Below are 20,946 nucleotides of genomic sequence, written 5' to 3' on the forward strand. Positions count from 1 at the left end.
GGACCACGACACTGACCGGGGTACGCGTCAGCGGACCACCCCGATACCCGAGAACGACCTGTCGTACTCGGTGAAGGATCTGTTGGTGTGCGGCGCGTAGATCCAGGTCCGCAGCGAGTTGGCGGCGGTGTCGATCTCGACCAGGCGGACCGGGTTCGTGGAGTTGGAGTGGAACGTCTGGAGGAACGAATAGATCTTGTTGCCGTTGACTCCGGTGTCGACCCGGTTGCCGGCGATGCCGGTGTGACCGGAGAAGACGAACCGGATGTTGGCGTACTGCTTGACCAGGTTGTCGAAGAGATACTGCGGGCTGGTCGCGCCGAACCCGGCGCTCTGCTCGATGGCGCCGTTGCCGTCGATGTAGTCGTGGGTGACCACGATGACGTTGTGCCGGGGGTTTGCCGCGACGACGTTCCTGGCCCAGTTGACGGCCGCGACCCGGGGCCAGAGTTCCAGGGTCAGCACCAACCACTGCGCGCCGCCGGCCTCGAATGTCGAGTACGAGTTGTCGACCTTGCCGGCCTCGAACTGCCCCTTGACCGCGCGGTACTGGCTGACGGTGAAGTACTGGTTGAACACCGTGGTGTCGCGGATGAGTTCGCGGGCGGGGTCGCGGACCGGGCCGCCGACGCCGGGGGCCTGGGTGTCGTGGTTGCCGAGGGCCAGGGCGTACGGGATGGCGGCGTTTTCGATCGGGCGCATCGCGCTGCGGGCGGTGACGTACTGCGCGTGGTCCGGGGTGTCCCAGTTGACCACGTCACCGGAGGAGGTCACGAAGCGCAGGTCCAGCGCGGACCGGTTCCGCACCAGCCAGTTGGTGCGGTTGAGGAAGCGGGTGTCGCTGCTGTTGATCACCTCCTGCTGGGTGTCCGGCAGGACGGCGAAGCTGAACTTCGTGTCGGTGGCGTCGGCGGCCGCCGTACGAATCGCACCGCCACCAACTGTGCCCCCCGCGACGACGACCGCCATCGCCATCGCCACGAACCTTGACCTGGATCTCCTGATACGCACCGCTGGTCCTCTCCTGCCGAGATACGCCCAGGAACTGGGTATTCGCAGCCTAGAGAGGATTGGTACGGCAGATGTAAATGTCTGGAAACGGTCCTGAGTACATGGGTCGCTTCCTCCGCGAGGGTGATCCACCTCCGCCGCGGCGGCGAGGCGACCGACTCCCCCCTACCGGGACGTGCCGCCGCGGCGACCCGCGCCGGCGGTGGAGGGCCGGTGGGCGATGCGGGGAGCCCGCACCGCCGAGGAGTTGCCGGACCCCGGGCGGAAGTCCCGGGCCGCGCTGGCCACCATCTCGTCGGGATCGCGGGTGAGGGCCTGCCGGATGTGCGCCGGAACGATCTCGGAGGTCGCCATCGCCAGGCGGACCTGCACCGAGCGATCGTCGAGCAGGCGCGTCAGGTCCGCCTCGTCCACCTCGACGGCACGCACGAGCGCGACGCGGACGTCGACCACCGGGTCCGCGGCGAGCGCGCTGCGCTGCGCGGCGGTGGTCCGCGGGTTACGGGCCAACCCCTTGCGGACGCGTGCGGTGCGATCGGCAAGCAGGGCGGTGAGCACGTCCGGGTCGTGGGTGTGGCTGGCGAGTCGCTCCCGTACCTCGGGTGAGACGTCGTCGACAAGCTTGGCGGCCAGCTCCGGCTCCAGGTCCCGGCGCTCCGCGAGGAGACCGCGAAGCTCCTTGTCCGATGCCTCGGACATGACCCGGCGGATCGACTCGTCACAGGCGGGGTTGCTGCCGACCGCCCAGCGGATCCACCGGTCGGCGTCCTTGACGAGACGCATGAGGTTGGCGATCGAGGCCGAGGGGTTGCTCGCCACGGCCTCGCGTACCTGCCGGTCATGGTCGCGGGTCAGCGGCCGCAGTGCCTGCGCCGGCGCGTCGGCCCGAGCGGCGACCGCCTTGCGGACCACCGCCGACGGATCGGACGCCAGGTCGATAAGTGTCATCTGTGGCGTGGTGGGGTCCTGGGCCAGGGCGAGCCGGGCGTCAGCGCTGCCACCGATCGGACGGTGGTCGGCGACGTCGGACCCGCTGTGACGGTCGGGCTCGCCGACGTCCTGCTGTTTCCCCATGGCGCAATCATGTCACGCGCCGCCGGCCCCCTCAGGAGGCGACCGCTCCCGGCTGCGCCGGGGCCGGCGCGGAGGCGGCCCGGGCGGGTAGCCGCAGGCCGGACATGCCGCCGTCCACCGGAAGCGACGACCCGGTCACCGACCCGGTCGCCGGCGACGCGAGATAGACGACGGCGGCGGCCACCTCGTCGGCGGTCACCAACCGCCCCGTCGGCTGGCGGGACGCGAGTTGCCGCTTCTCCGCCGTCGGGTCGGCCGCGCCGGCGAGCAGGCGGGCCACCCAGGGCGTGTCCACGGTGCCGGGGGCGACACAGTTGACCCGGACCCCCTCGGTGACCAGGTCGGCGGCCATGGCGAGGGTGAGGGCGTGCACGGCGCCCTTCGACGCCGAGTAGAGGGCGCGCTGGGGCAGGCCGACGGTCGCCGCGATCGAGGAGATGTTGACGATCGCCGCGGACGACGACCGGCGCAGGTACGGAAGGGCGACGGCGCTCATCCGGGCCACACCGGCGACGTTGACGTCGAGTACCCGGCTCCACGCCTCGTCGTCGTTGTCCTCCACCGTGCCCACGGCGGAGATGGCGGCGTTGTTGACCAGGATATCGATGCCGCCGAAGGTGTCGGCGACCGAGGCGACGGCCGAGGCGAGGGAGGACCTGTCGGCCACGTCCGCCCGGACGCCGTGCACGCGCGGGTCCTCGGGGAGACCCGACACGTCCAGGTCCAGCACTCCCACCCGGGCGCCGGCGGCCAGGAACGCCCGCACACAGGCGTGGCCGATCCCCGAGCCACCTCCGGTCACCACCGCCACCAGACCGTCACACCGCATGCCTCGCTCCCCTCCCGAGCCGTCCTCCGAGTCGACACCCACCGCCGTTCAGGCGGCTTCCAGCGTGTTTCGCTGCCGGCCGAGGCCCTCGATTTCGACCTCCATCACGTCGCCGGCGGCCAGGTACGGGAACCGGCCGGAGAGCGCCACGCCCTGCGGGGTGCCGGTGTTGATGACGTCGCCCGGGTCCAGGACGGTGTACTGGGACAGGTGCCAGATCAGGTACGCCACGTCGAAGATCATGTCCTTCGTCGTGGAGTCCTGCCGGGGCTCGCCGTTGACCCAGGAGCGCAGCCGCAGCGCCTGCGGGTCGTCGATCTCGTCCGGGGTGACCAGCCAGGGGCCGAGCGGTTGGAACGTCTCGCAGGACTTGCCCTTCGACCACTGCCCACCGGACACGGCGAGCTGGAAGTCGCGCTCGGAGACGTCGTTGGACAGCGCGTACCCGGCGATGTGCCCGAGAGCGTCGGCCGGCGAGGCGAGGTAGCGGGCCTGCCGGCCGATCACCACCGCCAGCTCCACCTCCCAGTCGGTCTTCGTCGAGCCCCGTGGGATCAGGACGTCGTCGTAGGGGCCGACGACGGTGTTGGGCGCCTTGTAGAAGATGATCGGGGCGGTGGGTGGCTCGGCGCCCGACTCGGCGGCGTGCGCGGCGTAGTTCTGCCCGACGCAGAGGACCACACCGGGACGGGCGATCGGTGCGCCGACCCGCTGCCCGGTGACGTCGATCTCGGGCAGGTCGGTGGCCTCGCGGACGCGCCGGACGCCGTCCGCGCCGAGGAACTCCGCGTCGATGTCGGCGGTCAGCGACGAGAGGTCGAAGTGCCGGCCGTCGACGGACAGGACGGGGCGTTCCCGCCCGACGGGCCCGACGCGCATGAATCTCACGAACCATCCTCCGGTGCCTGGTGGCGGCAGAGTCGTTTCCGATAGGATCTTGCTTCGCCAGTGTGTACTCGCTCACACCAACACAGTCAAGGCGGGTCGACGCCGCCATGCGGATAGCCCTCTTCATCACCTGCGTCAACGACATCGCCTATCCGGGCACCGGCATCGCGGTCACCCGCATCCTGCGCCGGCTCGGCCACACCGTCGACTTCCCGACGGGCCAGACCTGCTGCGGGCAGATGCACGCCAACACCGGCTACCGGGCTGAGGCGATGCCGATGGTGCGCAACTACGTCGACGTCTTCGACGCCTACGACGCCGTCGTCGTGCCGTCCGGGTCGTGCACCGCGATGATCCGCGACCAGTACCCACGGCTGCACCCGCCCGCCGCGTCGGTGGCCGAGCGCACCTACGAGCTGTCCGAGCTGCTCGTCGACGTCCTCGGCGTCACCGACGTCGGCGCCGAGTTCCCGGAAACGGTGACCTACCACCCCACCTGCCACGGGCTGCGACTGCTGCGGCTGGGTGACCGGCCGCTGCGACTGCTGCGTCAGGTGCGCGGCATCCGGTTGGTCGAGCTGGCCGACGCCGAGGAGTGCTGCGGCTTCGGCGGCACGTTCGCCCTGAAGAACCCGGACGTCTCCACCGCGATGCTCACCGACAAGTGCGCCCGGGTCGGCGAGACCGGAGCACGGGTGCTCGCCGCCGCCGACAACTCCTGCCTGGCCCACATCGGTGGCGGCCTGGACCGCCACCGGTCGGGCGTGCGGGCCCTGCACTACGCCGAGATCCTCGCCGCGACGGGGGCCACCTCGTGAACGGGCCGGTCGCACCGGCCACCGGGAGCGGGCGGATCCGCGTCCCACTGCCCTTTCCCACGATGGCGAAGCCGGCCGTCGCCGACACGCAGCTTCGGGCCAACCTGCACCGGGCCACCCGCACCATCCGCGCCAAGCGCGCCCGGGTCGTCGACGAGGTGCCCGACTGGGAGGCTCTGCGCGACGCCGGCGCCGCGATCAAGGCGGACGTCCAACGCCGGTTGCCGGAGCTGCTGGAGCAGTTCGAGGCGTCCGCCACCGCCGCCGGCGCCACCGTGCACTGGGCCCGGGACGCGGCCGAGGCCTGCCGGATCGTCGTCGAGCTGACCCGGGCCACCGGCGCCGACGAGGTCGTGAAGGTCAAGTCGATGGCCACGCAGGAGATCGAGCTCAACGAGGCCCTGGAGGCGGCCGGGATCGCCGCGTACGAGACCGACCTCGCGGAGCTGATCGTGCAGCTCGGCGACGACACCCCGTCGCACATCCTGGTGCCGGCGATCCACAAGAACCGGACCCAGATCCGGGACATCTTCCAGCGTCGCATGCCGGACGCGCCGGCCGACCTCAGCGACGAGCCGGCCGCCCTGGCCGAGGTGGCCCGCGCCCACCTGCGGCGACGTTTCCTCGCGGCCCGGGTCGCCGTGTCCGGCGCGAACTTCGCCATCGCCGACACCGGCACGCTCGTGGTGGTGGAGTCCGAGGGCAACGGGCGGATGTGCCTCACGCTGCCGGGGACGCTGATCAGCGTCGTGGGCGTCGAGAAGCTGCTGCCGACCTTCACCGACCTGGAGGTCTTCCTGCAACTGCTGCCGCGGTCCTCGACCGGTGAGCGGATGAACCCGTACACCTCGATGTGGACCGGCGTCACCCCCGGGGACGGCCCGCAGGACGTGCATGTCGTGCTCGTCGACAATGGCCGGTCCGCGGTGCTCGCCGACCCGGTCGGGCGGCCGGCGCTGTCCTGCATCCGCTGCTCCGCGTGTCTCAACGTCTGCCCGGTGTACGAGCGGGCCGGCGGACACGCGTACGGCTCGGTGTATCCGGGGCCGATCGGGGCGATCCTGTCGCCCCAGTTGACCGGGGTGGCCGACAACGCCTCCCTGCCGTACGCGTCGACGCTCTGCGGCGCCTGCTACGACGTGTGCCCAGTGAAGATCAACATCCCGGAGATCCTCGTCCACCTCCGCCAGCAGGCACCGCATCCACGTGCGGAACGGGCCGCCATGCGCGTCCTGTCCTGGGTGATGCGCAGCCCCCGGCGCTGGGCCGCCGCCCTGCGGCTGGCCCGCCGGGGCGCGGGGCCGCTCGGCGCGTACCGCGAATGGCGCACCGGCGCTCGGACGCTGCGCCGGCTGCCCTGGCCCGCCTCGGCGTGGACCCGGTCCCGGGACCTGCCGCTGCCCGCGCCGCAGACCTTCCGCGAGTGGTGGGAGCAGCAGTGACCGCCCGCGACGAGATCCTGGCGCGGCTGCGGACGGCCCTGGCCGACAACCCGCCCCCGGTACGGGTGCCCCGCCGATACCGCCGGGCCGACGACCGCCCCGACCTGGTCGAGGTCTTCGTCGACCGGCTGGTGGACTACCGGGCGACCGTCCATCGCGGCATCGACGCCCTGGCCGGGCTGCTGGCCGAGGTCGACCGGCTCGCCGTCCCCACCGACGTGCCCGCCGACTGGTTGACCGGCCACGTCGGGCGGGCGCGCCGCGACGCTCCCCCGCTGACACCGGCCGAGCTCGACACGATGGACGCGGTCCTGACCGGTTGTGCCGTGGCGGTCGCCGACACCGGCACCATCATCCTCGACGCCGGCCCGACCCAGGGGCGGCGAGCGCTCACCCTGGTGCCCGACCGGCACATCTGCGTCGTCCGCACCGACCAGGTCGTCGGCCTGCTGCCGGAGGCGCTGACCCGGCTCGACCCACGCGCGCCCCAGACCTGGATCTCGGGCCCGTCCGCGACAAGCGACATCGAACTCGACCGGGTCGAGGGCGTGCACGGCCCACGCCGACTGGAGGTCGTGCTCGTCGGCGACACCTCCCGAGCGTGACGGCACCCGCCGCGCCACGACCGGTCGGGTGAGCTGGCGAAGCGATGTCTCGGCTTGTGCCAGCATGTCCGCGGGTTCGGACACGCGGCCACACCACAACGAAGCCTGAAGTGAGGAACGATGACCGGACTCGCCGGACGCCTGGCCGACCTCGCCAGTGGTGCCATCTTGGACAACGCCCACGTCACAGGCCTCCGCCAGCTCTCACCCGAGTTCGTTCGGATGACGCTGTCGGCCGAGGCGTTCCGGAAGGCGACCTGGGTGCCCGGGGCGAAACTCCAGCTCCGGCCACGGCGCGGCTCGATGAGCCTACGCACCTACACACCCACGAGTTGGGACGCCGCCCGGGGCGTGACGGAGCTGGTCGTCTACACGCACGGCAACGGTCCGGCGAGGCAGTGGTTCGAGCGGGTGACAGAGGGCCAGACCTGCGAGGTCCTCGGGCCACGGCGCTCGATCGACCTGCGCGCGGCCACGGGCCCCGTGCTCTTCGTCGGGGACGAGACAAGCGTGGCGCTCGCCCGCGCGTTGGGCACCCTTCCCGCCGAGACGTTCTACGTCTTCGAGGCACGCGATCCCGTCGCGCTCACCGACGTGCTCGCCCAACTGGGGATCACCGAACGACTGACGGTTGTCACGAAGGACGCCGACCCGGTCGCGCTTCTCCACCACTGCCGTGCGGCGGCCATCCAGGCGCCGTACACCCTCGTCGTCACCGGCGACGCCGCGACCGTGCACGCCGTACGGCGAGACAGCCGTGGGTGGACGCGCAAACCCCGGCAGGTCATGGGCAAGGCATATTGGGCCGAGGGCCGCACCGGCCTGGACTGAGCACCGACCAAGCGTCACGCCGGACGGCGATCGCCGCCCCCGAGCAGGGTTGGCCCGCCTCCGCTCAGCACGCCTCGACTGGTTTGCGGTAACGGGGTTGCCACGCGGTCACCCGGTATCCCGCCTTCTCGTACAACCGAACGCTGTTGTTCGGATTCTCCGCGACCGTGCTGAGTCGGGCCGTCGAGACTCCCGCTTCCGCCAACGTGCGCAGCGTGCGCCTCAGCACCGCAAGACCGACGCCCCGCCGGCGCCAGGCGGTGCCCACGGCAACCCACGGCGTCAGCGCCGTGCCGTCGGCCTGCAACTCGGTCACCACTACCGCTGCGATGTCGTCCCCCGCCCACACGACGCACCAGATGTCGACGTCCTGGACGTCGCGGAGGTACTCCTCGTAGGTCCTGGGCCGGTAGCCGTCGCGTGCCCCCGCGAAGCACTCCTCGATCACCTGGTGGATCCGGGGGTGGTGGGCAGCCTCCACCGGACGCTGGATGAGCCCTTCGGGCAGCCGAACGTCGCCGTCCGGTAGACCGTGCAGGTCGTGGGCCATGTCGACGGCCGTGAACGCGACCCGGTAGCCGTGAGCTGTCAGCAGTGCCAGATTGCCCGGTTGGTGCTCGCCCACGTTCGCGGCGAAGACGCTCCGGCCGTCGACCGGCCCGCCGCGGTCGAACTCGATGGCCTGTGCCTCCTGCCACCGCAGCATCGCGGTGCCGATGCCCCGTCGGCGCCACCCTGGTTCCACACATCCGCTCAGCAGGTAGACCCGGGTATCGGCCCCTTCGGACCACCAGTCCATCCAGGTGAAACCCACGGTTCGCCCGGAGCCGGCTTGGGCGATCAGACAGAACGGGTGTACGCCCTTGGGGTCCTCGCTGGTATCGGGACCGGGCAGCCAGAGATCGCCGTCGGCCCGGTGCACCTCGGCACGGACGGCCTGGACGCCAGCGATGTCACTGGCACCCGCATAGGGACGCATCGTGACGCCGGCCTCCGCCAGAGAACCGAACTGCTCCACCGCCACTGTCCCGCCTTCTCCGTGCCAGTTTCTCGCAGGACCGCACGCCCGGTCATCGCGACGACCGCCGCACCCGCGCTACGGGCCGCTACTCGCATTGTTGCGTGAAGTGAGGTCAGACGGCCCGTTGGCGGGCCTCTCGGCTCGGTTCGGCTGGCCGTTGCAGCGCGCCGGGTGGTTCTTGGGGCGGCGGGTGGAAACGGCGCGATGGCGAGCGGAGCTGCTTGGGCTCGACATGCACCCGGCAGCAGAGGCATTCCTCAGCGAGTTCGGCGACCTCGTCGTTGATGTTCATGGACCGGGACGGACGACGGCGCCCGTCCCGTTCGAGCTGAATCCTTCGCTCTGCGTCGGTGAGGAGGGTCGGTTCCTCGCGTGGGGTGGCAAGATCGGACGGTCGCTCTACCCGTTGGGCGAGTTGGACCAGGGTCGGTTCTTCCTCGGGATGGACGATCGGGGCGTGATTCTCCTGGTCGAGACCTGGGTTGCCGCTTTCGGGCCAGGCGACCAGGGCCTGATTGCGTTGTGCGAGGGAACGATGCCCACGCAGCTCCAAGCCGGCGGCCAGATCGACCGATATTCTGGCCCCTGAAACACGGCCGAGTTGCCTCCTGGCGAAAAAGTGACGTGAGGCGCCGCGTGGTGGCCGTTCTTGCCCTGGTCGCGCTATCGACGTCCCAGAGTGGCTGTTCCATGCCGTTCAGCTGCCCGGAGCCGGAGGTGACGGTCGACGCATCCGTGCACACCGAGAGCGCGCCGATCGAGCCCGAGTTGCAGCCGCTGGGTCAGGTCCTGGAGGTCCATTGGTGGCAGTGGACAGAGAACGGCCGCTGCGACTTCAACGTCGGCGACCTCTTCCTGGTGCGTGAGGGCGCGGTCCGGGTTGGGCCGGCGGACGTTGCCAGGCTGACCGAACTGACGACAGCCTTGGACGTGGACATTCCCGACGATGCCGCGCCACACCCCCGGCTGTCGTCCTGGCTGCCCACCGAGCCGAAATGGCGCGGCGGGACCGGCCTCGATTGGAGCGACGGCGAGGAAGGTTCGGCCGTGTCAGTCTCATACTTGCTGGACTCGGCGAGCGGAATCGTCCTATTTCAATCCGACGCCAACTACGACCCGGCGTCGACTCCGACCGCCTCACCCTTCCGAACGCGGTGATGCCCCAGGCCGGATGGTGCATGCGGTCAGCCGTACGCCCGGATGATGCGGCCGGTGTCGCCACCTTCGACGCAGCGCAGGTAGTGGCCGACTAGTTCGCCCATCGGCACCGGACGCATGCCGGGGAAGTGTTCGGCGAAGGCGTCGACGGAGTCGCCGATCATCGTGGGGCTGACCACGTTGATCCGCATACCCCGTGGCAGCTCGATCGCGGCCGACAGGCCGAAGCTGTGCAGGGCGCCGCTGATGACGCCGCCGCCGGTGACGTGTGGCCATGCCTGGTCGGCGAAGATACCGGAGGTCAGGGTGAAGGAGGCGCCGTCGGCGCAGTGGTGCTGGCCGGTGAGAACCAGATCTGCCTGCCCGAAGAACTTGGCTCGCATGTTGTCACGCAGCGCGTCGGATGTCAGCGTCGTGAACTCGTCGAGCGCACCGTGCGCTGCGATGCTCACGACGCTGTCGACCGCCCCGACCTCGCGGTACATGGCCTCGATGGTCGAGTGCGAGGTCAGGTCGACGTGGACGTCACCCGAGGTGCGCCCGGCCACGACAACGTCGTGGCCGCGCGATCGCAGTGCGGGCACCAAACGTCGTCCGATGGTGCCGGCGCCGCCGACGACGACGATCCTCATCGTGCTCTCTCCTTCCGGGAAGGGGTTCCTGGCGCGACGCGTGGTTCGAGGCTCTGTGCCAGCAAGGTGAGCGCGTCGGCGTCAGATGCGCCGGGACGCGCGTAGAACAGGCCGATTTGCTGGTCATCGTCGGGCAGGGTGACCGTCTCGTTCGCCAGAGTCACTCGCCCGACGACAGGATGGTCGAGTTCTCGTAGGTAGTACGAGCACGTTCGGACGGGGCGTCGCGCCCACATTCGCGCGAACTCCGGGCTGTCGACGGCGAGTTGGCCGACGATCTGTTCGAGATCTGGGTCGGCCGGGTGCCGCGCGACCGCCTGATGCAGCGCCGCGACGGTGACCTGCGCCTTGGCGTGCCAGTCGCAATACAACGCGCGGTGGTGCGGGTCGAGGAACAGCATTCGGGCGATGTTCGGCCGAATCCGCGTGTCCGGGGCGTCGACGTCGACATGGCCGGCCAGCAGAGCGTGCCCGAGATCGTTCCACGCGAGGACGTCGGCGCGGTGATCGATCACGACCGCTGGTGTTCCAGGCATGGCGGCGAGCAGTTCACGTACCGAGGGCCTCAGCTTGCTTCTACGCGCACGAGGACGGGTCGGTCGTCGCGGAGCGGCAAGGATCCGCAGGTGTTCGTGCTCAGCCGGAGAGAGCTGCAACGCCGCGGCCAGCGCGTCGATGACGGCGCCAGAAGCGCTACCGCTGGCCCCCTGCTCCAGTCGCGTGTAGTAGCCGATACTGACCCCCGCGAGTTCGGCCAGCTCTTCCCTGCGCAGTCCCGGGACTCGCCGATGAGTAGCGCCGGGCTCGATACCCGCAACGTCTGGCGTCAGGCGTTCGCGTCGGCTCCGCAGAAAGCCGCCGAGATCGTTCGCCCCTTTGTTGACCACCGGCCCATCGTCGCGCCGATCGCCGATTTCCGCCTGCCCCAAACAGGGACACCTTCGCGGACCTCCGTGGGTTACCTGCTCCATCCGCCAGGCCAGATATCAAAAGCCCCGAGGGTAGTAGGTCGAGGCGAGCGGCTACACCGCGCTGCGGGCTGACCCTGCTGGCCCCGACGTGGAATCGGGGCCAGCAGGGCGTCGGTCATCTCAGCTGCGGGCGTGCGCCGAGGTCAGCCCTTGATGCGGTACGCGCGGGTGATGGTCTGGCGCACCGTGTTGCCGCTCTGGTCCACCGCGTACGCGCGGAGCGTGGCGTAGCCAGCGCCGGCCGGATGACGCACGTCGGCGAGCCAGCCAGCACCGGACTCGCGGACCGATGCGGACTGCCAGGTCCGGCCGTCGTCGTACGACACCTCGACGGTCAGCGACCGTACCTGTGCTGGCGTCGCACCGGCCTGCCGCTGCACGGTGACCGGGATGCGGAGTGCTCTGCCGGCCGGCGCCGCGTTGTCGCCGTCGAGCGCGGGTGCGAAGCGCACCGCCATGACCGGCAGTTGGGTGAACTGCTCCGACTTCTCGGAGCGGAACGTCCACTCGGCCTGCACGCGGGTGGAGAGTTCGGCGTCTCGGGTTGCGGTGACGCTGTAGCGGTAGTTCGCCGCCGCCGCGGGCACCTCGTAGTCGAAACCGTCGATCGAGGGCACCAGCTTCCCGTCGCGGAACAGTTGCCGTGTGTAGGACGTGGTGTCGGCGAAGCCGGCGTGCCGGATATCCCGGTCGGAGAAGAGCGGAACGGCGGCGACGATCCGATTTCCCTGTCGGGTGACCCAGTGACCGTCGGAATAGACCGCGATGATGGACGGGAGTGCCGGGAAGCCCGGGCCCAGCGGGCCCGCCTGCCACGATTCGGTCTGCCGGCCGGCGGGATAGGCGGTGGGCGCCGACATCTGTTCGACCTCCCCCATCCTGACATCGGCCGACCATCGGGTGTCGTCCGCTCGGGAGTAGTACTCGGTGCGCGTGCCCGGCAGGGGAACAAGGCCGCCGAAGGACACCGCTTCGGTGTAGTCCGGACGTGACGCCGTGACCACCTTCTCACCGATCGTGCCCGACCCGCTCGCGGGATACGTCGCGGTCACCTGCGCCAGATCCGTGGGCCGCACCTCCTTGCGGATCCCGGACGGCACCTGTCCGGACGGGAACCAGGCCAGGTGGTAGCGGTGCGACCCGGACCCGAACTGGCCGTCCGGGCCTGGCTCGGTGAAGACCGTCTGCAGACGTCCCCGCATCACGTGCCCGGCGAGCGCGGGACCGAGCTGTGCGGCGAACAGCGGTGCCATGCCGTCGAGCGAAACCACCGACGCGGAGTTCAGACCACCGTCCGGAAGGTGGCGGTAGTACCCGACGACCGATCCGTTTGGCGTTGCCGCCGGCCTGGGCACGGTCACCGTGTTGGACTTGGCGAGCCGGGCGTCCAGCACGACTGTGGTGTCCGCCGTCAGTTCGAGCTGCGGCTGGGTGAGCAGGGACACGAGGCGATCATCGCCGTGTTCCTCCGAGAGGATGCTGGTGAGGTGGTAGTTGCCGGCCCTGAGCCGGATGCTGGCCGTCCCGTCCGGCTCGTAGGGCACGACGGTGCCGGAGGCGGAGAGACCGTCCAGCGAGGTGGTGTAGCTGTCGGTCAGGCTGCCCGTCCGGTCCAGGTGCGTGAGCTTCAGGTCATAGCTCTCCGGTTCCCGGTCGATGGTCACCGGGACCCGCACGACCCCAGCGGGGCCGCTGGCGACCACCCGCCCCTCGTACACCCCTTCCGAGCCGGGAATGGCGGTCCTGGCGGTGATGGTCGCCGACGCCGAACCACCGGCCGCGACGGTGAGCTGCGCTGGTTCGATGCGGAACATGCCCTCCGGCGCGTGGGCGCCGTCCGGCCCGGTCAGGGAGACCGTCAGCGACAGCGTTGCCGCCGTCGCGCCGTCATTGCGGAAGGCGACGGTACGGCTGGCCGCCCGGTCGTCCTGGTGGGGCCATCTCGCGATGCCGAGATCCACCGCCGGTGGGTCCGCCCGCACCGTCGAGCCCGACGCCGCCGCCACATCGACGCGTCCCGCGCCCTGCTCGGTCAGCCGGTACGTCGCGGCGGGCCGGGCCGTGCCCATCAGGGTCGCCTTCAGATCCGCCGCCCGGAAGCTCGGGTGCTGTTGGGCGAGCAACGCGGCGGAACCGGCGACGTGTGGCGTCGCCATCGAGGTTCCCGACATTCGGGTGTACGACTCGTCAACCGGGTCGTCCGCCTCGAAATTGCGCGCCCGGGCGGCGACGATGTCCACGCCCGGTGCGGTGATCTCCGGCTTGATCGCACCACCGGTCAGCCGCGGGCCACGGCTGGAGTATTCGGCGAGTGTGTCGGCGCCATCCACCGCGCCCACGGCCAACGCGGAGTCGGCGCTGGCCGGCGAACTGATGCTTCGGGCCTGGGGCCCGCTGTTGCCGGCGGCCACGACGAAGAGCGTGCCCGCACGCGCGGTCAGCGTCTCCACCGCCTCCTTCAGCGGGTCCGTCTCGGTGGTGTCGGCGCCGCCGAGGCTGAGGTTCACCACCGCCGCGCCATTGGCGACGGCCCACTCCATCCCGGCGAGGATCGCGGAGTCGGGGCAGCCATCATCGGTGCAGACCTTGCCGACCAGCAACGTCGCGTCCGGCGCCACACCCTTGTACCGGCCACCGGAGGCGGCACCCGAACCGGCGATGGTCGAGGCGACGTGGGTGCCGTGACCCAAATGGTCATCGGCGTCCGGGTCGTCGGTGAAGTTGCGTACCTGCGCCAGCCGACCGGTGAAGTCCGGGTGCCTGGCGTCGATGCCCGTGTCCAGCACCGCGACGGTGACGCCCCGGCCGGTGCGGCCCGCCTGCCACACCGCTGGCGCACCGATCTGCGGGACACTGCGGTCCAGGCTGATCTGACGCTGCCCGTCCAACCACACCCGTTCCACGGCCGCGCTCGCGGTCTTGCCGGCAGCCTGCGTGTCGAGCGACCTCCAGAACTCTCCGGCCCGCTTCTTGGGGACCCGGACCGCCTGAGCCCCTAACCCCGGCAGGTCACGTACCACCGCGTAGCCGGAAGCGCGCTGCCTGGCAGCGGTCTGGTCCGCCGCGCGTACCAGCAGCGGCAGCTCCGTCTGCGCGGCGTCGTCGTACCTCGATGCCAGCAACTCGGTGATGTCGAACAGTCGGCGGTCGACGCGCCGCGCACCGATCATGGACATCGCATCGGCCGGAATGACGTAGTCGTGGCCACCAATCCGGTGCTGTGCGAAAACCATCCGCTCGCGACCGGGACCAGGCTGGATCTCGTACGTGCCGGACCGCACTCGAACCCGGTCGCCGGAAACCAGAGTCACCGTACGCAGCGATTCCGCCGCGTCGACTCCGGTGCTCCCGGGGACCGCCGTACCGGTGGACTCGGCGGCCCCCGCCTGCCCCACACCCGCGACGGCCAGCGCCGCACTGAGCGCAGCCGCCCCTATTCCTCGCACTCGTTTCCCCATCGTCACCCAGCGCCCTCCGTGAGGTATCCGTCCGCCGGTAAGTCGAGGTTGGACGAGCGACAGGCTGCCTGGGTACGAAGTGAGACTGATCACCGAGGTGATGAGGGCTTCGGACCTCGGGCGTGTTTCCGGTCGGTGATCGGGGTGGTGGAGCTGGAGGTCAGTTGCCTGTGGATGCCGTGGTGGTGGATGCACTGGTCGCGGCGACGCGGGGTGCGCCAGAGTCGGCCCGGCCGCGGAGCAGTGCGACGGCGACGGCGAGTTGCCAGATGACGATGGTGTAGACGGAGCCGCGTTCGATCGCGCCCGAGGGCAGGCCGGCATCGAAGGTGAGGAAGAGAGCGGTTACGGAGACCAGGCCGAATACTCCCACGACGATGCTGATGAGGCCGAGCAGCCGCGTCTGGGGAGTCTTTCGCCAGTGGATGCCCAGGACGAGGGCAAGCACGTTGCCGCCGAGGATCGCCAGCGTTGCTCCGGTGAAGTGCAGGGGAAGCGTGCCGTTCTGCTGCGCCTGCAGGGAACCGTGGAAGGTTCCGACAAGGATGTAGCCGATCATGGTCACGATCCCCGTCACGGCGGTGAAGGTTCGCCGCCCGCTGATCATCCGCGACAGCAGCACCGCGGCGATCCCGAAGAGGACGCCCTGAATGATGAATCCGGAGTTCATGACGACGTGCAGCGGCGAGTCGAGTTCGCGGCCTTGGAACACCCCGGCGGTCGCGGATCCGAGGTCGCTGATCCAGTTGTCGGCGTAGCTGTAGCTGGGCGATTTCCACGCCGCGGCCGTGATCGCTTCGGCGGCGAGATAGATCACCGAGCCCAGCAGGAAGGCGGCAGCGGCGAGGGGCCGGAGCTTGCTCATGATGTCTTCCATTTCCGTTTGGATGACTGATCGGTCAGTCGCGTGTGGAGGGAAAGTGGCGGCGGTTCCAGGGGTGGCGGATGCGGTCATCGTGGCCCCAGTCGTCGTTCGAACCAGAGGTGGGCCAGGACGATCAGGGCCAGGTAGACCACGAGCGTTCGGCCACTGACGGCGGTGGCGAGCAGGCCAAGCAGCAGTGGGGCCGCGATGCCCGTGGTGACCCGTGAGATCGTTCTCGGCAGGTCGGAACTGTGGCTGGCGACGCCGGTGACCACGCCGAGGGTGAAGTAGGCAGCGACCGCGCCGCACAGCAGCCAGCGACCGTGCTCGGGCAGTGGGTCGGAGCCGTGCTTGACCACCAGGGAGAGCGGTACGGCGATGGTGGCGACGACGCCGGTGACCAGGCAGTGCAGGCCGAGGGCGGCGCGGGTGGGGATCCGGCCGGCGCGCAGGTGCGGCAGGCCGGCGTATCCGAAGACGACGGACAGGCCGAACATGCCGGCCAGCAGAACGAAGGACGCGATTGCGGTGGCCAGCAGGCCGATGTCGTACCGCGTCTCGCTTGCGGCGGCGACGATCTGCACCACCGATTCGCCCAGCACGATGATGACGAAGAGTCCCAGCCGCTCGGAGAGGTGGGCCGGATCGACCGACACCCCGTGGATGACCGGTCCCGTGCCGTCGGGGCGGCCTCCTGATCGTGGCCGACGCCGAGTACGTTCTGGCGCGGTGAGGTACGACTGGACGCGCTGGAGGATCCTGCTGCCGGACAGGACCAGGATCAGCAGCAGGTCGAGGCCGACTCCTGCTGCCCAGAGCGCGAGCTTCCAGTGTTCGTCGACCCAGAGCGACGCGAACCAGGGCAGCAGTCCTACCGAATACTGCACCACCGGGAAGTCCAGCAATACCGCGCCGCGCTGCCACGACTTGGACCCGTAGACGCGCGTGGCGATGTAGGCGATCGCGAAGACGTTGAGCGGACGGACGTCGCTGCTGTGCCCGAGCACGGTGTGTGCCACGCCCGGCACAGACGCGGCCATGGTCCCCAGGCCGAACATGCCGACCATCAGCCGCAGCACGCGGGTCTGGCCGGCGGCGACGTTGCCGTAGAGCATGAACGTCGTCCAGGACAGCCACAGAGCCAGGAACAGCAGTGCGTAGAGACCGAGCGCCGCGGCGTCCAGCTCAGGTCCGAGCACGTGTGCCAGGGCGGCCACTCCGGCCACCGCCACCAGATCGAAGAAGAGTTCGGCCCAGCTCGCGTGCCGCTCGACCCTGGCGCCTGTGGGTTCTTCGTCGATGGTCACCATCAGTGGCCGCCGGGTGGTGGTGTCCCGGTGATCGTGGGTGCGCTGGTGGTGGCCCGCAGCCCGCGGTCGAGAAAGTCGATCATCCAGGTGAAGCTGTCGTCGACGGATGCGTCGAACCGGAACCCGCCGGCTGCCTCCTGGGTCGAGAACCCGTGCAGGGCGCTACGGAGCATCCGCAGGGCGTGAATCTCCTGGCTGGAGTCCAGGTGGTAGCCGCGCAGCATGGCCGCCCAGGAGGCGACCACCCGTTTGACGGCGGGGATGATCGGGTCGTCGGGTCCGGTCGGGCGGGCAGCAGCAGCGTCGCCGGCCGCGTACCGGCCGGGGTGCTCCAGCACGTAGGTCCGCATCGCCTGCGCGCCGGCGGCGAGGGCGTCACTGCCGGCCCGGCCCTGGATGGCGTCACGAATGGCGTCAGCGAACTCGGCCATGGACAGGATGGCGATGCGGTGGGCCAGATCGGCCTGGCTGGCGACGTGTTTGTAGAGCGCGGGGGTTTTGACTCCGAGCCGTTCCGCGAGCAGGCCCATGCTGAAGTTCTCCAAGCCGATCTCGTCGATCAGGGCGGCGCCGGCCTCGGTGACCGTCAGTGGGGTGAGACGGGCCCTAGGCATTCGCCAGCGTCTTGTCGAGGAAAGGCCGGGCCAGCGCGAGTACCTGATCCGGTGTCTGCGCGTGCGGGTAGTGACCGGCACCCTCGATGACCGCCAGCTCACCGAGCCCTCTGGGCAGATCAGCGATGATCTTCTCGCCTTCGGCGCGGGGGTCGGCCCAGTCGGGGTCGAGGCTGCCCTCGATGATCAGGACCGGACAGGCGACATTGGCCAGCTGCGCGCCGGCGTCGGTCGGGCTGGTCTTGCACATGGCCTGCAGGACCTTCATCCGGCCGGGCTCCGTCAGCTTCGCCTCGATACGCGTCAGTTCGGCGTCCCAGTCGGCGGGCTTGACCGGATACGCCGCGTCGAGGTACTTCTTCCAGCTCGCCAGACGTCCTCCGACCATGACCTGGGCCATCTGGCTGTAACCGGTTCGGAAGCGCTTCACCCGGATCAGCCCGCCAAGATCGAAGGGTTGTACGCGGGTGAACGGCGCCAGCTCGATGATGCCGTTGATCAGATCGGGCGCGGTGGCCGCCGCGATGGTCGCCGCGCCGCCGCTGATCGACTGGCCGATGATCACGGCGGGGCCGCCGAGGTGGCGCACGAGGGCGACGAGGTCACCCGCGATGTCGGTGCGGCTGTAGGCATCCCAGCCGAGGCTCGAGTCGCCGCAGCCGCGGATGTCGACGTTGGCGACCCGGTACCCGGCGCCGACCAGGGCCGGAACGAGGAAACGGTAGGAGTGCCGGCTGTCGCCGATACCGTGCGCCAGGACCACGAGAGGGCCCTGCCCGGACACCTCGTAGGCGAGGTTGTTACCGGCGATGCTCAGGTACTCGGTGATGACGGCCTCCACGGGACTGGTTAACGGAACTTCCCGTAGGTTAATGGCGTTAACCAAATGCGTCAAGTGATCTTCATCGACGGTTCCGCCGATCACGGCGGCCCCGACTGATGCTCGCTACCGCACGGGCACTGGAAGCACATCGCCGCGCCCAACCGGTCGACACCGCGACGACATCCCTTCGAAAGCGCTGGTCCATACGGTTCGTGGCACGGTCCGCCGACGTCGCGCGGATCGGCCCGATCCCGCTTCTGGAGTCGCCGCCACGGCTCCCGGAGCGCCGCTGCCTTGGAGGTAGAGCAATGCCCGCAATTCGCGTCCTCGCCGCGCTCGCACTCGGCGTCGTCACTCCGCTCGCGGTCGCGGCCGAGCCCGCGTTCGCCGACACCCCAGGCGCGACGGCGCCCGCCTGTGTGGCCCGCCCGGTGACCGAACGGGGCACGGAGGCTGGCACGGTCTACACCGTCCACCTGCGCAACAACTGCAGCGACAACAAGCGGGTCAAGGTCGTTGTCGACTGGGGCCCGGACAGCAATTGCTACTCGCTCGCGAGCGGCCAAGCCGTCGACCACTCGTTCGCCCTCGGCAGCTACGGCAAGACCGTCATCTGCTGACACCGCCGCGGCGGGCGCTCCCTCGGACGACGGGAGCGCCCGCCGCGCCCCTGCGACGGCGCTCCCTCCGACTCCGGGAACCTCGATGGACCTGCACGAACTCGCAATGCTCCTCCTCGTCGCGGCGGCCGCCGGCTGGGTCGACGCCGTGGTGGGGGGCGGTGGACTGATCCAGATCCCCGCCCTGATGATCGCTTTCCCAGGGCTGTCACCGGCCACGGCGCTCGGTACCAACAAGCTGGCGGCGATCGCCGGCACCTCGTCCGCGGCGTACTCCTACGCCCGACGAGCGAAGATCGACTGGCGGATCGCGGCTCCGGCCGCCGGTACCGCCGTGGTCTTCGCGGGGCTCGGCGCCGCAGCCGCCGCCAGCGTGCCAAGCGCCTACTTCCGCCCGGTCACCATGGTGCTGCTGCTGCTGGTACTGGCATTCGTGGTGGCGCGCCCCTCCTTTGGCACGATCGCCGCGGAGACGGCCGTGACCGTTCGGCGCCGGTTGGGCATCGTGCTGCTGGCCGGAGTGTTGATCGGGTTCTACGACGGAATCTTCGGGCCGGGCACCGGCACCTTCCTCATCATCAGCTTCACCGCGCTGCTGAGCCTGGACTTCGTGGCCAGCTCGGCGACCGCCAAGATCGTCAACGCCGGCACCAACCTCGGGGCCCTGATCGTCTTCGCGGTCCACGACCAGGTGCTGTGGAAGGTGGGGCTGGCGATGGCCGTCTGCAACATCCTCGGCGCTCAGCTGGGCGCCCGCACCGCCCTGCGTCGGGGCGCCGGCTTCGTCCGAGTCGTGTTGGTCGTCGTCGTCCTCGGCATGGTCGGCCGGCTCGCCGCCCTCTACGTCTGGCCGCAGTAGCCCGGCCGGTTCGGCCGACATCGCAACCACATCGCCCGCACACGGGTCGCTTCAGCCTCGCGGCCACGTCCGTGCCCGACGCCTCGGGCACCACCATTTGGGGAGGATCACCACCGTGAACACCGTTGCCAACCTCAGCGCCTACACGCTCGACGAGGATGAGAGCCGGGCCCTCGCTACCCTCGCCGACCGGGCAGCGCACCGCCTCCACGACGGCCCCGACGCGATCGCCGAATACCTGCTGGACCTCCCGGACGGGCTGCGGCGCGCGCTTCTCAGTTTCGAGCGAGGGGCACAGTCGGGGCACCTTCTCGTCCGGCGCCTGCCGCTCGGGCAGCTTCCGCCGACCCCACAGCAGCACGAGGACACGGTGCTGCGGGAGCACACCACGACAGGTGTCCTGATGCTCGTCGCCGAGCTGCTCGGCTCGCTGATCGGGTACGCCGACGAGAAGGACGGCGCACTTGTGCACGAAGTGCACCCCGTCCGCGGCGAGGAGCAGCGGATCGAGAACACTGGTTCGGTGGCGTTCGACTTCCATACCGAGAACGTTCACCATCCGCTGCGTCCGGACTTCCTGGGCCTGCTCTGCCTGCGGCGGGATCACGCGGGCATGGCGGCCACCCGGGTCGCCTCCGTACGCGAGGCCGCCACGCACCTCGATCCGCGGCATGTTGCGATCCTGCGCCGCCCCGAGTTCCATAGTCTGTACCCCACGTCGTTCACCCGCGGCATCCACGGCGAGCGGCCGGCCTCCGGCCCGCACCCGGTCCTCTTCGGCGCTGATGACCGGCTGTTCATGCGCTTCAACTCACACAACACCCAGGCGGTCGACGACGCCGGGCGGGCCGCGCTGCGCGCACTCGCCGAGGCACTGGAGAACGTCAGTCATGACCTGGTCCTGGCACCCGGCGACCTCGTCGTCGTGGACAACCACGTCGCCGCGCACGGCCGGGCGGGATTCACCGCCCGCTACGACGGCCACGACCGCTGGCTGCGCCGCTGCTACTCGCTGCGTTCCGTGCCGCGGTGGGCGGAGGAGATGATGGCGCGGCCGCGGGTGCTGCCGTCGCTGGCCGGCATCCGCGGCGTGCTGTGACGGCACTGCGGGGCCCGG

At 70.1% G+C, this 20,946-nt stretch carries 21 protein-coding genes; 9 read left to right on the top strand and 12 right to left on the bottom strand.

The genetic code is table 11. The annotated features are described in order from the left end of the window. Nucleotides 1-27 precede the first annotated feature (27 nt). The 4 genes from ACGFH8_RS00580 to ACGFH8_RS00595 all read right to left on the bottom strand — a co-directional run bounded on the left by ACGFH8_RS00580 (nucleotide 28) and on the right by ACGFH8_RS00595 (nucleotide 3,802). On the bottom strand, nucleotides 28-975 hold the full coding sequence (locus ACGFH8_RS00580) for a metallophosphoesterase (protein ID WP_393361208.1): 948 nt from the start codon (nucleotides 973-975) through the stop codon (nucleotides 28-30). A gap of 201 nt (nucleotides 976-1,176) precedes the next feature. Beyond that, complete coding sequence (locus tag ACGFH8_RS00585) at nucleotides 1,177-2,085, bottom strand: hypothetical protein (RefSeq protein ID WP_393361211.1); 909 nt, start codon at nucleotides 2,083-2,085, stop codon at nucleotides 1,177-1,179. 31 nt (nucleotides 2,086-2,116) lie between these two features. Continuing rightward, nucleotides 2,117-2,914 carry an SDR family NAD(P)-dependent oxidoreductase gene (locus tag ACGFH8_RS00590; protein ID WP_393361214.1) on the bottom strand — a complete coding sequence of 266 codons (798 nt, stop codon included), beginning with the start codon at nucleotides 2,912-2,914 and terminating at the stop codon, nucleotides 2,117-2,119. Nucleotides 2,915-2,962: 48 nt separating this feature from the next. Beyond that, on the bottom strand, nucleotides 2,963-3,802 hold the full coding sequence (locus tag ACGFH8_RS00595; protein ID WP_393361217.1) for a fumarylacetoacetate hydrolase family protein: 840 nt from the start codon (nucleotides 3,800-3,802) through the stop codon (nucleotides 2,963-2,965). Between the two features lie 107 nt (nucleotides 3,803-3,909). Here ACGFH8_RS00595 and ACGFH8_RS00600 point away from each other — a divergent pair, with 107 nt between their 5' ends. The 4 genes from ACGFH8_RS00600 to ACGFH8_RS00615 all read left to right on the top strand — a co-directional run bounded on the left by ACGFH8_RS00600 (nucleotide 3,910) and on the right by ACGFH8_RS00615 (nucleotide 7,498). Beyond that, entirely contained in the window at nucleotides 3,910-4,620 is a 711-nt protein-coding gene (locus ACGFH8_RS00600) for a (Fe-S)-binding protein (protein WP_393361221.1), read from the top strand. 62 nt (nucleotides 4,621-4,682) lie between these two features. Continuing rightward, nucleotides 4,683-6,062, top strand: a complete 1,380-nt coding sequence (locus tag ACGFH8_RS00605) for a LutB/LldF family L-lactate oxidation iron-sulfur protein (protein ID WP_393361224.1) — start codon at nucleotides 4,683-4,685, stop codon at nucleotides 6,060-6,062. Next, nucleotides 6,059-6,667 carry a lactate utilization protein C gene (locus ACGFH8_RS00610; RefSeq protein WP_393361227.1) on the top strand — a complete coding sequence of 203 codons (609 nt, stop codon included), beginning with the start codon at nucleotides 6,059-6,061 and terminating at the stop codon, nucleotides 6,665-6,667. The genes ACGFH8_RS00605 and ACGFH8_RS00610 overlap by 4 nt, the downstream gene beginning before the upstream one ends. A gap of 120 nt (nucleotides 6,668-6,787) precedes the next feature. Next, entirely contained in the window at nucleotides 6,788-7,498 is a 711-nt protein-coding gene (locus tag ACGFH8_RS00615) for a siderophore-interacting protein (protein ID WP_393361230.1), read from the top strand. A gap of 64 nt (nucleotides 7,499-7,562) precedes the next feature. Here ACGFH8_RS00615 and ACGFH8_RS00620 read toward each other — a convergent pair whose 3' ends face one another. Continuing rightward, complete coding sequence (locus ACGFH8_RS00620) at nucleotides 7,563-8,522, bottom strand: GNAT family N-acetyltransferase (RefSeq protein WP_393361233.1); 960 nt, start codon at nucleotides 8,520-8,522, stop codon at nucleotides 7,563-7,565. 103 nt (nucleotides 8,523-8,625) lie between these two features. Here ACGFH8_RS00620 and ACGFH8_RS00625 point away from each other — a divergent pair, with 103 nt between their 5' ends. Further along, nucleotides 8,626-9,108, top strand: coding sequence for an SUKH-3 domain-containing protein (locus ACGFH8_RS00625; RefSeq protein WP_393361236.1), 483 nt, complete (start codon nucleotides 8,626-8,628; stop codon nucleotides 9,106-9,108). Between the two features lie 128 nt (nucleotides 9,109-9,236). Then, a complete protein-coding gene (locus tag ACGFH8_RS00630; protein ID WP_393361239.1) occupies nucleotides 9,237-9,677 on the top strand; it encodes a hypothetical protein in 441 nt (146 codons plus the stop codon). A gap of 26 nt (nucleotides 9,678-9,703) precedes the next feature. Here ACGFH8_RS00630 and ACGFH8_RS00635 read toward each other — a convergent pair whose 3' ends face one another. The 7 genes from ACGFH8_RS00635 to ACGFH8_RS00665 form a co-directional block, all read right to left on the bottom strand. Continuing rightward, a complete protein-coding gene (locus ACGFH8_RS00635) occupies nucleotides 9,704-10,309 on the bottom strand; it encodes a short chain dehydrogenase (protein WP_393361242.1) in 606 nt (201 codons plus the stop codon). Further along, on the bottom strand, nucleotides 10,306-11,238 hold the full coding sequence (locus ACGFH8_RS00640; RefSeq protein ID WP_393361245.1) for a helix-turn-helix transcriptional regulator: 933 nt from the start codon (nucleotides 11,236-11,238) through the stop codon (nucleotides 10,306-10,308). The genes ACGFH8_RS00635 and ACGFH8_RS00640 overlap by 4 nt, the downstream gene beginning before the upstream one ends. A gap of 185 nt (nucleotides 11,239-11,423) precedes the next feature. Beyond that, nucleotides 11,424-14,513 (bottom strand): S8 family serine peptidase, encoded by a 3,090-nt coding sequence (locus ACGFH8_RS00645; RefSeq protein WP_393361248.1) that lies wholly within the window; start codon nucleotides 14,511-14,513, stop codon nucleotides 11,424-11,426. Nucleotides 14,514-14,898: 385 nt separating this feature from the next. Beyond that, nucleotides 14,899-15,615 (bottom strand): DUF998 domain-containing protein, encoded by a 717-nt coding sequence (locus ACGFH8_RS00650; protein WP_393361251.1) that lies wholly within the window; start codon nucleotides 15,613-15,615, stop codon nucleotides 14,899-14,901. 74 nt (nucleotides 15,616-15,689) lie between these two features. Beyond that, entirely contained in the window at nucleotides 15,690-16,913 is a 1,224-nt protein-coding gene (locus ACGFH8_RS00655) for a low temperature requirement protein A (protein ID WP_393361254.1), read from the bottom strand. Further along, nucleotides 16,913-17,527 (bottom strand): TetR/AcrR family transcriptional regulator, encoded by a 615-nt coding sequence (locus ACGFH8_RS00660; protein WP_393361257.1) that lies wholly within the window; start codon nucleotides 17,525-17,527, stop codon nucleotides 16,913-16,915. Before ACGFH8_RS00660 ends, ACGFH8_RS00655 begins: the two co-directional genes overlap by 1 nt. Then, entirely contained in the window at nucleotides 17,520-18,356 is an 837-nt protein-coding gene (locus ACGFH8_RS00665) for an alpha/beta fold hydrolase (protein WP_393364398.1), read from the bottom strand. Before ACGFH8_RS00665 ends, ACGFH8_RS00660 begins: the two co-directional genes overlap by 8 nt. Nucleotides 18,357-18,658: 302 nt before the next feature. Between ACGFH8_RS00665 and ACGFH8_RS00670 the strand changes: the two genes are divergently transcribed. The 3 genes from ACGFH8_RS00670 to ACGFH8_RS00680 all read left to right on the top strand — a co-directional run bounded on the left by ACGFH8_RS00670 (nucleotide 18,659) and on the right by ACGFH8_RS00680 (nucleotide 20,928). After that, nucleotides 18,659-18,970, top strand: a complete 312-nt coding sequence (locus ACGFH8_RS00670) for a hypothetical protein (RefSeq protein WP_393361260.1) — start codon at nucleotides 18,659-18,661, stop codon at nucleotides 18,968-18,970. Nucleotides 18,971-19,055: 85 nt separating this feature from the next. Continuing rightward, nucleotides 19,056-19,829, top strand: coding sequence for a TSUP family transporter (locus ACGFH8_RS00675; protein WP_393361263.1), 774 nt, complete (start codon nucleotides 19,056-19,058; stop codon nucleotides 19,827-19,829). Between the two features lie 115 nt (nucleotides 19,830-19,944). Beyond that, nucleotides 19,945-20,928 carry a TauD/TfdA family dioxygenase gene (locus ACGFH8_RS00680; RefSeq protein WP_393361266.1) on the top strand — a complete coding sequence of 328 codons (984 nt, stop codon included), beginning with the start codon at nucleotides 19,945-19,947 and terminating at the stop codon, nucleotides 20,926-20,928. Nucleotides 20,929-20,946 lie beyond the last annotated feature (18 nt).

This window comes from Micromonospora sp. NPDC049175 (assembly GCF_043197345.1).
Taxonomy (GTDB): Bacteria; Actinomycetota; Actinomycetes; order Mycobacteriales; family Micromonosporaceae; genus Micromonospora.

Coding starts and splice junctions, on each gene's coding strand:
- ACGFH8_RS00580 (WP_393361208.1), bottom strand. CDS start 975: ATGGCGATGGCGGTCGTCGTCGCGGGGGGCACAGTTGGTGGCGGTGCG.
- ACGFH8_RS00585 (WP_393361211.1), bottom strand. CDS start 2,085: ATGGGGAAACAGCAGGACGTCGGCGAGCCCGACCGTCACAGCGGGTCC.
- ACGFH8_RS00590 (WP_393361214.1), bottom strand. CDS start 2,914: ATGCGGTGTGACGGTCTGGTGGCGGTGGTGACCGGAGGTGGCTCGGGG.
- ACGFH8_RS00600 (WP_393361221.1), top strand. CDS start 3,910: ATGCGGATAGCCCTCTTCATCACCTGCGTCAACGACATCGCCTATCCG.
- ACGFH8_RS00605 (WP_393361224.1), top strand. CDS start 4,683: ATGGCGAAGCCGGCCGTCGCCGACACGCAGCTTCGGGCCAACCTGCAC.
- ACGFH8_RS00615 (WP_393361230.1), top strand. CDS start 6,788: ATGACCGGACTCGCCGGACGCCTGGCCGACCTCGCCAGTGGTGCCATC.
- ACGFH8_RS00635 (WP_393361242.1), bottom strand. CDS start 10,309: ATGAGGATCGTCGTCGTCGGCGGCGCCGGCACCATCGGACGACGTTTG.
- ACGFH8_RS00645 (WP_393361248.1), bottom strand. CDS start 14,513: ATGGTTTTCGCACAGCACCGGATTGGTGGCCACGACTACGTCATTCCG.
- ACGFH8_RS00650 (WP_393361251.1), bottom strand. CDS start 15,615: ATGGAAGACATCATGAGCAAGCTCCGGCCCCTCGCCGCTGCCGCCTTC.
- ACGFH8_RS00655 (WP_393361254.1), bottom strand. CDS start 16,913: ATGGTGACCATCGACGAAGAACCCACAGGCGCCAGGGTCGAGCGGCAC.
- ACGFH8_RS00660 (WP_393361257.1), bottom strand. CDS start 17,527: ATGCCTAGGGCCCGTCTCACCCCACTGACGGTCACCGAGGCCGGCGCC.
- ACGFH8_RS00670 (WP_393361260.1), top strand. CDS start 18,659: ATGCCCGCAATTCGCGTCCTCGCCGCGCTCGCACTCGGCGTCGTCACT.
- ACGFH8_RS00675 (WP_393361263.1), top strand. CDS start 19,056: ATGGACCTGCACGAACTCGCAATGCTCCTCCTCGTCGCGGCGGCCGCC.